At 61.4% G+C, this 13,695-nt stretch carries 8 protein-coding genes; 2 read left to right on the plus strand and 6 right to left on the minus strand.

The window, feature by feature from the left end:
• Positions 1-2 precede the first annotated feature (2 nt).
• The 3 genes from IVB12_RS03210 to IVB12_RS03220 all read right to left on the minus strand — a co-directional run bounded on the left by IVB12_RS03210 (position 3) and on the right by IVB12_RS03220 (position 3,085).
• Positions 3-830 carry a carbohydrate ABC transporter permease gene (locus IVB12_RS03210; protein ID WP_247295582.1) on the minus strand — a complete coding sequence of 276 codons (828 nt, stop codon included), beginning with the start codon at positions 828-830 and terminating at the stop codon, positions 3-5.
• Positions 831-834: 4 nt separating this feature from the next.
• Positions 835-1,722, minus strand: coding sequence for a sugar ABC transporter permease (locus IVB12_RS03215; protein WP_247295584.1), 888 nt, complete (start codon positions 1,720-1,722; stop codon positions 835-837).
• A 61-nt stretch (positions 1,723-1,783) separates the two neighbouring features.
• On the minus strand, positions 1,784-3,085 hold the full coding sequence (locus tag IVB12_RS03220) for a sugar ABC transporter substrate-binding protein (RefSeq protein WP_247295586.1): 1,302 nt from the start codon (positions 3,083-3,085) through the stop codon (positions 1,784-1,786).
• Between the two features lie 191 nt (positions 3,086-3,276).
• Here IVB12_RS03220 and IVB12_RS03225 point away from each other — a divergent pair, with 191 nt between their 5' ends.
• Together IVB12_RS03225 and IVB12_RS03230 are read left to right on the plus strand one after the other, a co-directional pair.
• Positions 3,277-4,317, plus strand: a complete 1,041-nt coding sequence (locus IVB12_RS03225; RefSeq protein WP_247295588.1) for a LacI family DNA-binding transcriptional regulator — start codon at positions 3,277-3,279, stop codon at positions 4,315-4,317.
• A gap of 10 nt (positions 4,318-4,327) precedes the next feature.
• Positions 4,328-5,062 (plus strand): SDR family oxidoreductase, encoded by a 735-nt coding sequence (locus IVB12_RS03230; RefSeq protein ID WP_247295593.1) that lies wholly within the window; start codon positions 4,328-4,330, stop codon positions 5,060-5,062.
• A gap of 674 nt (positions 5,063-5,736) precedes the next feature.
• On the opposite strand, the gene IVB12_RS03235 is transcribed toward IVB12_RS03230, so the two are convergent.
• The 3 genes from IVB12_RS03235 to IVB12_RS03245 are packed head-to-tail and all read right to left on the minus strand — an operon-like array spanning position 5,737 to position 13,282.
• Positions 5,737-10,104 (minus strand): RHS repeat-associated core domain-containing protein, encoded by a 4,368-nt coding sequence (locus IVB12_RS03235; RefSeq protein WP_247295595.1) that lies wholly within the window; start codon positions 10,102-10,104, stop codon positions 5,737-5,739.
• Entirely contained in the window at positions 10,101-11,012 is a 912-nt protein-coding gene (locus IVB12_RS03240) for a carboxypeptidase-like regulatory domain-containing protein (RefSeq protein WP_247295597.1), read from the minus strand. The genes IVB12_RS03235 and IVB12_RS03240 overlap by 4 nt, the downstream gene beginning before the upstream one ends.
• Before the next feature lie 47 nt (positions 11,013-11,059).
• On the minus strand, positions 11,060-13,282 hold the full coding sequence (locus IVB12_RS03245) for a hypothetical protein (protein WP_247295600.1): 2,223 nt from the start codon (positions 13,280-13,282) through the stop codon (positions 11,060-11,062).
• Positions 13,283-13,695 lie beyond the last annotated feature (413 nt).

Genomic DNA, 13,695 nt, shown 5'->3' on the forward strand with positions numbered 1-13,695 from the left:
ATCTAGCCTTTCACCGCACCAAGCGTCAGCCCCGACACCAGCCAGCGCTGAACCAGCGCGGCCAGCACCAGCGGCGGCAATGCGATCAGCGTTGCCGCGGCCATGAGGGCGCCCCATTGCGTCGAGCCTTCGCCGATGAAGTTGAAGGCCGCCGCGATCAGCGTCTTGGTGTCGCCATTGGAAAGCACCAGCGCAAACAGGAAGTAGTTCCACGAAAACACGAAGGCGAGGATCGCCGACACCGCAATGCCTGACGCCACCAATGGCATCGCAATGCGCCAGAGGATGCGCGTGACGCTGCAGCCATCGACTTGCGCCGCCTCGAACACGCTGCGCGGGATGGCGTCGAACGACGGCAGCAAAACCCAGATCACGATCGGCAGTGTGATGACGGCGTGGCTGAGGATCAGCGCGGTGTAGGAGCCGATCATTCCGATTTGCCGGAACATGACGTACCACGGCAGCAGGAACAGCGTGCCGGGCGCCATGCGCGCCGCCAACGTCAGGATCGCGGGCCACGTGATCCGCGTCCAGGAGACGGCGAAGGCGGCGGGGATTCCGAACAGCAGCCCAAGCGCGGTGGAGCCGACGGTGACGATCAGACTATTGAGCGCATAGTTCAGGAACGGCGTGGTCCTGGTCAGCTCGGCGTAGTTTTCCAGCGTCGGCGAGAAGACCAGCGTGGGTGGATAGGCGGTGACCTCGAAGGACGGCTTGAACGAGGACAGCACCATCCAGACCGTCGGCGCCATGATGAGCACGCCGGCGAGCACGAGCTGCGCCGTGTTGAGCCAGCGAATCCAGCGGTCGGTGTTGGCGGCATCGTTCATGAGGTCACCACGCCACGGCGCCGCGGAGGCGGTTGAAGGCGAGCACGGCGCCGAACACGATCGCCGTCAGCGTCAGCATCAGGGCGCTGGCATAGCCGATGTTGAAGAATTCGAAGCCGACCCGGAAGCCGTAGATGTTGAGCGTGTTCGAGGCATTGCCCGGTCCGCCCTGGGTGGTGATGTAGATGATGTCGAAGAAGCGCAGGAGGTCGACGCTGCGCAGGATCGCGGCGGTGACGATGGTCGGCAGCAGCAGCGGCAGCGTAATGCGCTGGAAGGTCTTGAACGGGGATGCCCCGTCGATCTGCGCGGCCTCGTAGACGCTCGGCGGCAGCGATTGCAGGCCGCCCAGCACGATCAAGGCGACGTAAGGCGTCCACTGCCAGCTGTCGATCAGCGCCACGGTCGGAATGACCCACGCTGGGGACGCCAGCCAGTCCGATGGCGGCAGGCCGAACGATTGCAGGATGTAGTTGGCCGCGCCCAGCGAGGGATCGAGGATGACCAGCCACATCATGCCGGCAACAACCGGCGGCATCATGAAGGGCGAGATGAAGAGCGAGCGCACGATGCCCGGCAGGCGTTTGGCGTGGAACAGCACCAGCGCGAGCCAGACGCCGAAGACGAGCTGAAGAACCAGCGACAGCACGAACAGTGCGATGGTGATCCACAGCCCATGCCAGAACTCGTAATCGGAGATCAGCTTGGAATAATTGGCGAGCCCCGCAAAGGATTGCTTGCCGGTCGAGGAGAACGTCTGGAAGCCGAGCCAGATCGTATAGACGACCGGAAACGCGATCATCGCGACCGTGAAGATCACGGCCGACGCCGAGAGCGCCGCCATCTCCAGCTTCTGCCGGTCCTGCGTGAGTGTCGCAGCCGCCTCAGACATCCGTCCGTTTCCTTGATTGAGTGAGATGCCGGCAGGCCGCGAGCCAGCCGGCATCGGGCGGTCAGTTCAGCGCGATCAGCGCATCCAGCGCCTTGTCGGCATCCGCGCAAGCCTGATCGACGGTCTTCTGCTTCAGGATCAGATCCTGCACCGCCTGCCCGATGAACTCGCGCGATTGCGGATTGGCGACGATGGGATAGCCGACCTCGGACGAGCCCTTGGTGGCGAGCACGTCGAGCGCGGCCTGCCACTCCTTGCGGACCGGCTCTTCGTCGATCCACTTGCGATATTCGGGATCGTTGGCGACGGACGGACGCGGCGGAGCAATGCCCTGGAGCGCCATCTTCTTCTGCACCTCGGGGCTGGTCGCCCATTGCACGAAATACCAGGCCGCATCCGGCTGCTTGCTGTGCGAGGACACCGCCATGCCCCAGCCGATCGTGGTCGGCACCTGGCCGGCCTCGCCCGCCGGGAACGGCAGCAGGCCGGTGTCCTTCAACCGCGCGCCGCCTTCCATCACGGTGCGCAATTCGTTGGACGACTCGAACGCCATCGCGGCGCGGCCGCTGCGGTAAAGCGCGGAAATCTGCTGGAAGCTGTAATTGACGACGCCGGGCGGCCCGAAATCGCGCAGCAGCCGACTATAGGTGTCGAGCGCCTCCTTGCCCTTGGCCGAGCAGAGGTTCGACTTGCCGCTCGCGATGTAGCTGCCGCCGATATTGTGCAGCATGTTGCTGAAGGTGTAGGCGACCGCCGGCTTGAGGCCGCGCGAGACGAACGGCGTGACCGTGCTGTCGCAAGCCTTGATCTTCTCGGCGGCGGCCTCGACCTCCTTGATGGTCTTCGGCGCCTCGAGGCCGCACTTCTTGAAGATGTCGGTGCGGTAATAGAAGATCGGCCCTTCGAGGTTCATCGGCATGCTGGTGAGCTTGCCGCCGAAGGTCGCAGCCTTCAGCAGGGCCTGGCTCAGCCCGGCCGGATCGTAGTCCTTGGCGATCTCGTTCTTGGCCATCGCGGTGAGATCGCCATACCAGCCGGCGGCGGCGAACTGCTCGCCCTCGCGCGAGGGCAGCGTCATGAACACGTCGACCTCGTCGCTGTTCGCATTCATGACCGTGACCAGACGCTGGCGCATCTGCTGTTCCTGATAGCCGTCGACCTTCAGGGTCATGCCGGTCAGCTTCTCGAAATCGGCCTTGTAGGTCAGCAGCGCCTGCGCCACCGGGTTGTTGTTGGCGAGAAAGGTGACGGTCTTGCCCTTGAATTTCGTCCAGTCGAAATCGGCCGCGTTCGCCTGCGCACTGATCGCGGCTATCGCGAGAACGGGCAACGCGACGTGCGTCGCGAGCATCCTGGCCTTCATTGAACTCTCCTCCCGGCTGGCCGCCTTAAGCTGGCGGGCCATTTTGACAGATCTGAACCACCATCTGAAAACGGTTACAAAATAGACCTCGCATCGATCGTGTCAAGCGGTGGACAAACTGCACGATCTACGCCAAATTTGCATCATTCCGCTAGTATGCGGCTCGTTATGTGAGATGTAACGTTACATCGATGAGACTGACCAACGCCAAGTCGGTAAAACAAGGCATCCGCGCCGTCGCGGCGCGCGCCGGCGTGTCCACGGCATCGGTCTCGCGCGCTCTCAACAATCCCGATGCGGTGAGCCCGTCCTTGCGTGCGCGCATCGAGCAGGCCATCGACGCGCTCGGCTACATCCCGCATGCGCCGGCGCGCATCCTGTCCTCGCGCCGTTCGCGCACTCTTGGCGCAATCGTGCCGACCATCGACAATACGATGTTCGCGCGCGGCATCGCCTCGCTGCAGCAATATCTGTCCTCGGTCGGATACATGCTGTTTCTCACCACCAGCGGCTACGATCTCGACGTCGAATTGCAGCAGGCGCGCAATCTGATCAGCCGCGGTGTCGACGGCCTCGTGCTGCGCGGCGATTGCCATCACGACGGCTTGCGAAAACTGCTCGCGGACAATGCGGTGCCGTTCATCAACGTCGGCATCTACCAGCCCGATCGGCCCTACCCCTGCGTCGGCACCGACAACGAAGCCGCCGCGCATCGCGCGGCCGCGCATGTCATCGAGCTCGGCCATCGCCGCATCGGGATCGTCTCCGCGCTCCAGCGCAACAACGACCGCGCCAGCGCCCGCGTCGCCGGCTTTCGCCGCGCGCTGACCGAGAATGGCCTCGAGCTTCCCCCGCAATGGCATGTCGAGGTGCCTTATACCCTGGATGACGCGCGCGAGGCGGCGCGCTATCTCCTGAGCCTCAAAGATCGCCCGACGGCCGTGGTGTGCGGCAACGACGTCATCGCCTACGGCGTGCTGCTCGAGGCGGAGCGCGACGGATTCTTCGTGCCGCGCGATCTGTCGGTGGTCGGCTTCGACGACCTCGACTGGAGCCGGCATTTGCGACCCAGCCTGACCACGATCCACGTTCCGACCGGAGAAACCTGGCAGCGCGCCGGCGAATATCTGGTGCGCAGCCTTGCCGGCGAGCAGACCATCATGCACCGCGAGATCGACTTCTCGCTGGTGGTGCGAGAATCCACGGCTCCGCCGCCGAAATCCATGAAGTGAGACACGCCTGATGACCTCGAATTTCTCCCTCGCGTCCGGCTTCCATGCCGTCGTGATCGGCGGCGCCGGCGACATTGGCGCTGCGATCAGCAATCAGTTCTGCGACCTCGGCGCGCGCGTGACCGCAACCGGCGCCAACGAGGCCGATCTCGCCCGCACCCTGCTCAAGCCGCGCGCGGGTCTCACGCTCGCCACGCTCGACGTCACGGACGACGCGGCCGTCACGGCCTTTGCCCGGCAGCACAAGCGCGTGGACGCGCTGGTGAATTGCGCCGGCATACTGGCGCGCGACAAGGAGTTCGAGATCGAGACCTTCATGAAGGTGATCGACGTCAATCTCACCGGCACGTTCCGGACCTGCATGGCCTTCCACCCGCTGCTCGCGGAGACGAAGGGCTCGGTCGTCAACATCGCCTCGACGAATGCGACGCTGGCGCTGCCGCGGATCCCCGCCTATTGCGCCAGCAAGGGTGGCGTCGTGATGCTGACCAAGGCACTCGCGTTGAAATGGGCCGAAGAAGGCATTCGCGTCAATGCCGTTGCGCCCGGCTACATCGAAACCGCCATCAACGCCGCCGGCCGCACTGACCTTGCGCATTATCAGCGCATCGCCGACCGCACCGCGTTCAAGCGCTGGGGCCAGCCGGAAGACATTGCTGGCACAGTTGCCTTCCTCTGCATGCCGGCCTCGCAATACGCGACAGGCACGGTTGTATCAGTTGACGGAGGTTTCCTGGCCGGATGACGAATCCGAAGCGCCAACCGTTTGGAGCTTCGCGCATTCACCCGCCTTCGCGAGCAGATCCCAATTTGCCGAAAGGGGATTTTTCTTGATCTCCCGGTGCACATGTCGTGCACACGGCGCGTTCTAACCGTTTGAAAACCTTGAACTCTCACTCCAATCCATCACAGGGAAGTTTGAGCAAGCTCCAGCTAATATGATCGGGTCTGAGCAAAAGTGGGCGGCTTTGCGCCAAGACCGCCGGTCCGCGTAAGTCGGTCAGAGACATGCGGCCGCAGCGGAACGTGCGGGCTTACGCGAACGGCTTTCACCGTCGCTCTGGAATGACCTACCTCTCAGCGTCAAGAACATGTGGGTAGTACTGCATATCCCATTCGTCCATGCGAAAGAGGACCTTCGCCGCATCGATAACTTTGTCAGTCGGCCTGTACCCACGACTGCCAAGCTGCACTTCGGCACCCTCGAAAGTGCCCAAGTGAAAGTGCTCGTTTTCTTCATTCAGAGCCCGCAACTTCTGGACGAACAAATCCCGTCCCTCCTCATTGAGCCAAAGCTCAAGCGCGCCCCCCGATGTGACGCTTATCGTAACACGCGGCGCCATGGACAAGATCCCATCATTTCAATTCGTATTCTCTCATCATTGACCGGCACACGCAAGATTGGCCTAGCAACCGTACTCATTTCGGAACGATCGTACCGTTCGGCATAATCCTCCACCAGAGGCCGTTTGGATCCTTGTAATCCCAATGCGGACCGATCGGATCTGGGTGATTCAAATCAGGATGATAGCTTTCTCCAGTCTGCGAGTTGAAGTAGTTACCATTGCCGCCGCCGGGTGTGCTGCCGGGCGCGCCGCGCCAAGTGGTGCCCGGCGGAGCCTTCGACGGGTCATCGCCCGGCCATTGCGGCTTCTTCGGGCCTTGGGGGTCATTGTTGCCATTGTTGTCCGCGCAAACGGCGTTGGCTGGACAGGGAGGAGGACCTGGTTGCGCTACTGGCTTCGGCACACTTGGGGGCGGCGGTTTGGGGCAAGCGCCCCCCAGGAAACAAGGCAGGGGCGGCTGGAATTGACACCCACCCATCGCACGGCAAAGGAGAAAACCACCGCCGACCACGATAATTCCGGCGCCGATACCGATGTCGTCAGCAATAGCAACGTTGCCACTAGGATCCCGAAGCTGCGCGGGATTGTTGCCGACGTAACGATACAGGTTGACATCGCCTCCATTTAAACCGATCGGGTCCTCGGAGATAAATCGTGCCCAAGTCGGACTGTAGTATCGGTTACGGTAGTTGTAGAGACCAGTGTTGTCGTTTTCGCGACCAGTGAACTGGAATGGATTGCTGGAGGCGGCCCCGGTTGCTTGCGACGCGCCATACGCGTCATAACCGTAGCTCGTCTGCACGGAAGTTCCCCTGGCAAGCGCGACGGTTGAGCCCAAGCCATCGATGAGAAGCGTCGAGCCGGAACGTGTCAACCGTTCGTCGGAAGCCAAGCCGATCAGGAGATCAGCGCTAGGGCTACCGCCCTCTTGCTCCTGCGATACCTCCCAGCCGTCGTAGAGGAACGACGTCGTGGAGCTATTCTTCGTTGCACTTTGCCTTCGATTGAATGTGTCATAGGTGAAGGCTGCGACACCGGCAATACCTGTTAGCCGGTTGCGAGCGTCCCAAATATAGGTTTGCACTCCATCGCTCGTCAAACTGCCGTTAGCGTCAAACATGGGCGCGGTCGTAATGCCGGCGGCGGTGCGGGAAGTCAGGCGATTGGCAAGATCATAGCTGCTGCTGGTGACCGCCCCCGGCAGAATCGATTGGAACAGACTCCCACCGCGAGAGATAATATGTCCGGTGAGATCGTAGCCATAAGTCAGTTCGCCCAATGTGGTAGAGCCATTGGAATAGCTGATTGCGTTGAGCTGCGAGGCCGCATCCCACGTGTAGGTAGCACTGATGCCGCCGGGCAAGGTCGCCGCAATGCGCCTGTTGGCGGCATCGTAAGTGAATGTGACGCTAGTGTTGCCTTGGGTGATTGTTGTCAACCGGTTGCCACTATCGTAGCCATAGGAGACCTGAGGCTGGTTGCCCGCTTGCATGGTCAGCCTGCGTCCAGCTGCGTCGTAGGTGTAGCTGACCGTTCCCTGTGGGGTGGTCTCACTGGTGATACGATCAAGACCGTCGTAGACGCGGCTTAGTGTCCCGCCCACACTATCGTCAACCTGCGTCAGGCGTCCGCCGAGGTCCCAGGTAAAAGCCACCGTACTGCCGTCGGCATAGCTTGCGCTCGCTGGCCGATTCAGAGCATCATAAGTTGTTGAAGTCGCCTGCCCCTTGCGGTCGTTAGTCGCCGTCACATTGCCTATGGCGTCACGCTGCGTAACGCTCGAAACCGCGTTGAGGGGATCGGTCCGCGTTGATAACCTTGCTAGCGAATCATAAGTATAGGTGATCTTGCCACCACGCGAGTCTGTAACGCTGGCGAGCTCGCCAATTGGCGTATAGCTATTGGTTACTGTAGCCCCGTTACTATCGACCGCCTGCAAAACGCCATAGATCGGGTCGTGCGTCGCTTGTATGAGGCCGCCACTGGGATCAGCGGTGCGGACCGGTCGACCAATACCGTCGGTGGAGGATTTCGTTACATGGCCGAGCGGGTCGGTGATCGAAATAAGATCACCATCCAAGCCGTAGTCGAGTTGCGTGACGTTGCTTAGCGGGTCTTTCACAGTTACCGGGCTCCCGGCCGAGTTGTACGTGTAAGTCGTGCTGTTACCGTTTGCATCTGTGACCGCAGTCAATAAGCCCAAGGCATTTCGCTGGTACGCTGTAATGTGTCCAAGCGGATCGGTGGTGCTGGTGAGCTGGTTAAAGACCGGCTCGTACGTGCTGCTAGTCGTCACCGCATTTGATGTGCCGGCAAGCCGAGTCGTGCTCAGCACGTTGCCTGATGCGTCGTATGTAAGATCAGTGCGGCGGCCGAGGGGATCGGTAATCGATGTCGGTAAATTCGACACCGGATCCCTGACGTAAGTCCATGTAGATTGCTGCGGCGTACCGACGGCAAACGTATCGGTCACGCTGTAACCGACGCCGTTGAACGTCGCGTTGCGCTGACTTCCGCCAGGGTCCGTCACCGTGACGGAGTACGGGCCCGAGCTACTGCCACTTGCGGGAATCGAATAGGCCAGCGTGTATGTTCCACCGTCGGCAAGCGTCTGCGAGATGACCCGGTCGGCCGTGTCGTAGACATTCGTCAGGTAGGTGATGCCGCGGGCATCCTTGATTGATTGGATGCGGTTCGCACTGTCCCAAGTGTAGGTCGTGATGCCACCATTGGCATCGGTCACCGTCGAAAGACGGCTGAGAGAATCGTAAGCGTAGCTGACCGTGCGACCGATATTGTCGACAGCCTGCGTGATGCAGTTGTTGCCGTTGTAGGCGAAGCGAATGAAGCGGCCATTCGATCCACTGACCTGCGTGATATTGCCAGAGATCCCGTTGGAACGCGCCAGCGTGATCCTGTTACCAAACCGGTCCTGGATGTATTGCAGCGGCGCGTTTTCACCGAACACGTAGAGCATGCCGTCAGTACGGACCAGATTCCAGCCGTTGCCGTTCCAGTCGATACGAGATTGATAGAACGCACCCGGCGTATTGGTGATGAAGTGCGCCGTGACCCAATTGTTGTCGGTCGGATTGTTTGGATCGATGATCCGCGTGTAGTGTACCGACCCGCCGTCCGGCAGGATGAGATCCACTTCCTGGTACTGGTGGGCAGAATACAGCTTCGTGCCATAAAGAAGCGAAATGCCGACACCGAACTCACGCCGATTGTAGTCACCCGGGCGATAGGTTCGCCTCACCTGCAATGCCGTCACACCACCTACCGAAAGATCGACGTCAGTTTGTACAAAGAGCCCTGACGCCAGATCGACCGGATCGCAGCACTGAGGAGGCGGTGCTGGCGCCTTCTGGGGCGCAGGCGGGGGTGGACACGGTCCGTTGACATTCTTACAAGGCGGCGGCGGCGGACTATTTTGGCTGAACATCGCGCCCGAGAGAGCATAGATGCGGGTGTCTGGATCGGGCAGCACCTGCTGGCCATCAGCGGTGACAGAGCCCGCCCCGTAAGGCGACCATCCGAGTGCATCGGGCTCGTAACGCCAGAACGTCCCGCGCGCCTTCGGGAGCTCGTGTCCGTAGTTGGGATACACGACCTGCATTCCGAGCCATTGACCATCGGTGCTGCTGATCACCGCACCTCCCGGCTGTGCCGTGAAGTAGATCGGCACCTCGACATGACGTGGCAGCGGGAACGGAGGCCGGTTGACCGGGATCGCCGTCAGGCTGACACGCGTGACGGCTTCGCCGTCGATCCCAGTCAACACGGCCCCCTTCGGAATGCGCAGCTCCAGACCCGGAACGCTCGGCGTCGTCGCGACAGCATCGTCTGCCAACGGCACGCCAAGCACCGTCTCATGCTCGTGGTCGATGCGCGGCAGCCAGCTCACCCAGGGCACCGCCGTGGTCCGCCCCTGCTCCACCTTCACACGTGTCTCGTGGATGCCGTGGTCGATCGCTTCCGATCCGTTGGCTTCGCGGGCCTTGCGGCCATCGATCACCAGCACAGCTTCGCCCGGAGCGACCCCCTCCAACAGATAGAGGCCGTGTTCGTCGGTCTGAGCCCGCACCGTGCCCATGCGCAAGGTCACATTCTGCAACGGCGTTCCATCCGTCGCCAGCACGCGTCCGGCAATTGCCGTCACACCATCGGCAGCCACCCGCAGCGGCAGGCTGCCTTCCGGTGCCGGATCGGACGGCGCATCGCGCGAGGAGAGCTCGGCGGGAGATATCGGCGCGACGAACGGAGCCGCCGGCGGGTTGACGGGCGCAACAATCCGCTCCGTGGCGGGAGGTGGCGCGGCCTGCGCCAGCGACATCAGTCCAGGCTCGAGGCCAATCAAAGCCGCCAGCAGCACGCGCGTCGACAGGGTCATCAGGCCTGAGAGGGTCATCGGTCGGCTCATCTGCATGGCTTCACTCACTGCTGCTTGGTCCGCATCTGCTTCTGCATGCGGATCTGATCGTGCGTGATACGTTCGGGCGGCGGCTGCCGTGTGCGCGTTGCGGGATCGCATTCGGCACTGGAGAAGTCGGTGAGCACCACGCCGGCATCCGGAATCACCTGACGGCCGTCACTGCTGACGGTGCCCTGCCCGTATGGAGCCCAGCCGTTGCCATCCGGCTCGTAGCGCCACAGCGTCGCGCGGGCCTTCGGCAGCTCCTTGTCGTAATTGGGGAACACCAGTCTTGCGGTGCCGATGCCGCCCTGGGCGTCGTAGAGACATGCCGCTCCGGGCTGGATGACGAAGAAGGTCGGAATGTTGGCGTTGGCCGGTAGCGGCACCGGCGTCCGGTCGGCCGGCACCGCGGTGATCCCGACGCGGCGTACCTCATGCCCATCGACATCGCGGATCACGACGCCCGCATCGATGCGCAGCTCCAGATCGGGAGCTTCAGGCGTGCGCACCACCACCTCGCCCCGCGTCGGCACGCTCAAGGTCACGTCATGGCTGTGATCGATGAGCGGGAGCCAGTTCTTGTAAGGCAGCACGGTAGTTTGCCCTGCCTTTGCCTCCACCCGCGCCTGATAGAAGCCGTGGTCGGCATCACGCTTGGCTCCTGCACGCCGGCCGTCGATATGAAGCACGCCCGGCCCGGGCCGGACATAAGTGAGCAGGAACCGTCCGTTTGCATCAGAGGTGGTCTTCGCTCCCACCGCGCTCAGCTCCACCCCGGGCAGCCCTCGGCCGTCGAGATCCACGATCTGGCCCGAGAGTGCGGTAACACCATCCGGCCCCTGTAACGGAGCATCGGGCTTGTTGTCGCCCGGGCGCAACGGCTCGGCGCAAGCGACACCCGCAACACCTAGCAGAGCGACCGATGCCAACAAGATGCACCTCATCCGCCGAGCAACATCCCCCTTCGCAGTCATTCCGATCATGGCGTGCTCACCCCAACGCTGAAGGTCCCAATCGACGTGCTCGTCGGATCGACCACGACCGTATATGTCCCGGAGGTCGGCAGAGTCAGCGAGCCGCTCGAGTAGCCATTGTTGCAGCTGCCATCGCCTCGCAGCGTGCTGCCGTCCGGCTTCTTCGTCGTGATGTTGTAGCAGGCACCCGAAGGGGTGCTGCTGACCCGGCCAACCGACACCGTGACGCTCTGGCTCGCCGTCCCCGTGAACGTCACCTGGATCGCCTGTCCGGGAACTGTCACGTCGTAGTTGGCGGCCACCTGCCCTATAGTCGTTGTTCCGGCGGTGTCCTGAGGCACGTCGTAGAGCGTAAAGGCCGCTGTTCCTGTGCTTGTACTCGAGGGATTAAGGGCGATTGCATAGGTCCCCGCGACCGGAAGCGTGAGAACATCAGTGAACCACGAAGATCCGCAATTATTGTTGTTGTAGACCTGGGTCGTCCCGTTCGGCTGCAATACCGTGAGCGTCAAGCAATTCAAACCGCCGCTCACTTGCGTAAGAAGACTCACGCGCTCGTTGGCAGCACCCGCGAAGGTTAGCCCGATGTTCTGGCCAGGGGCCGTCGTCGTCAACGACACCGTGCCGCCGCCTGGCGTAACCGTTGCGCTAGCATCCGCCGGCACGTCGTACAAATTGAACGTCACCGATCCAGTGTACACGCCGCTCGGATTCAGTTGTATCGTGTACGTACCAGCTACCGGCAGCACCAGGATATCGCTGAAGAACGTGCCCGAGCCACAGTCCGACCTGCCGTAGACTTGCGAGGTCCCATTAGGCTGCACGATAGTCGTGTTCCAACAGTACAAACCGCTTGGTTGCGTGAGGAGACTCACGCGCTGGTTCGCGGCGCCGGTAAACGTCAGGCTGAAGTTCTGACCCGGCACAGTTGTTGTCAGCGACACCGCGCTACCGCCTGGCGAGATCGTCGCGCTCGCATCCGGCGGAACATTGAATAGTGTAAGCGTAAGCGTACCAACCTGGAAACTGCCAGGATTGATCTTGACCGTGTACGTTCCGGAGAGTGGCAATACCAGGACGTCCGTGAAGAACGTACCGCCGCCACAATACGACGTGGAATAGAACTGCGTCGTGCCATCCGGCTGCAGCACCTTCATATCCCAGCAGGAGAAGCCGCTGTTTTGGGTCGTCAGGTTAATGCGTTGGTTGGCTGTCCCGTTGAAGGTGAGAGTCATGTTTTGGCCGGGCGCAGTCGTCGTTACTGCTGTGGCACTGCCACCCGGTGTCAGCGTCCCGGTCGCGTCTGGGGGCACGTTGTATAGCGTGAATTTAAGTGTGCCCGTCTGGAAGCTGCTTGGATTGATTAGGATCGTGTACGTCCCCGACGACGGCAATATGAGGACATCCGTAAAGAACATCCCGCCGCCACAGTATTGGGTCGAGTAGAATTGCGTCGTCCCACCGGGCTGGAGAACCTTCATGTCCCAGCAGGAGAAACCACTGGCCTCTGTGGTGAGGCTAATAGATTGATTAGCCGTTCCACTGAATGTCAGACTCATATTTTGACCAGGCGCGGTCGTCGTCATCGGAACCGTGCCGCCACCGGCCGTAAGTGTTCCGGTCAAGTCTGGCGGCACATCATATAGCGTAAAAGTCGCAGTCCCCGTGAACGCACCAGACGGATCGAACAGGATCGTGTATGTGCCTGCCTGCGGTAACACCAAGACATCCGTGAACAGCGTCCCTGTGCCGCAGAATCCGCCGGAATAAATCTGTCCGCGTTTATCCGGCCCCAAAAGGGTCACGGTCCAGCTACAAGCGCTTGCCTGAGTAGACAGGCTAATGCGCTCGTTAGCAGTCCCGGTAAAGGTAAGGCTTGCATTCTGTCCGGCTCCCGCCGTCGTCAACGACACGGGGCCACCGCCCACAGTGATTGCGCCAGTCAAATCAGGCGGCACGTCAACGAGTTTGATAGTTATCGATCCTGTCGGAGAATTACCTCCTGGAGCGATGAACACCGAATACGTTCCGGCTTGAGTTATCACGGCCGTATCCGCGAATGATCCCACCGATGCTGAGGTTGATCCAAGCACCGAGGCGTCCGGTCCCAATATCTGCACCGCACTTCCGAAAGACGATGCTGTCACTTGAGCCGCGAGCCGTCGTCCTGCAGTCGCATCGAACTGGATCAGCCCGAACTGACCCGCTGCTGCAATGTTAAGCGTCACCTAATTTCCAATCGATGACGCAACCACCGAGCCGATATTGCTCGGGGCATATGGCACCGGCGTTATCGTAAGATAGCTGCTGGATGCTCCCACCCCCTCGGGGGTGACAACACTTACCTTGCCGGACGAGACAATAGGAACAACGGCCGTCAACGTGGTCGAATTGACAGAGCTTACCTGGGCATAGCGCCCATTTACGAGAACCTTGTTGTTGCCAACCGCTGGGTCAAAATTCGTCCCGGTAATCGTGATCGTATGTAAGCGCTTAGCCGGAGCCCTTGGTTCGGGATCGGGATAGCTGTGCGAAGAAGCCTCCGGGTTGGACGGAGGTTTGAGATGGGATTGGACAGCAAAAAGGACGTCCATTTAGACGGCCCGTCGGCGGGGTCGGTGAGCCGGTTGGAAGTTCTTGA

Origin of the sequence: Bradyrhizobium sp. 179 (assembly GCF_023073535.1) — a bacterium.
In the GTDB taxonomy this organism is placed as follows: domain Bacteria; phylum Pseudomonadota; class Alphaproteobacteria; order Rhizobiales; family Xanthobacteraceae; genus Bradyrhizobium.

What these genes read in the sequence shown, in the direction of transcription:
- IVB12_RS03210 (WP_247295582.1), bottom strand. Translation starts at nt 830, where the DNA reads ATGAACGATGCCGCCAACACCGACCGCTGGATTCGCTGGCTCAACACG.
- IVB12_RS03215 (WP_247295584.1), bottom strand. Translation starts at nt 1,722, where the DNA reads ATGTCTGAGGCGGCTGCGACACTCACGCAGGACCGGCAGAAGCTGGAG.
- IVB12_RS03220 (WP_247295586.1), bottom strand. Translation starts at nt 3,085, where the DNA reads ATGAAGGCCAGGATGCTCGCGACGCACGTCGCGTTGCCCGTTCTCGCG.
- IVB12_RS03225 (WP_247295588.1), top strand. Translation starts at nt 3,277, where the DNA reads ATGAGACTGACCAACGCCAAGTCGGTAAAACAAGGCATCCGCGCCGTC.
- IVB12_RS03230 (WP_247295593.1), top strand. Translation starts at nt 4,328, where the DNA reads ATGACCTCGAATTTCTCCCTCGCGTCCGGCTTCCATGCCGTCGTGATC.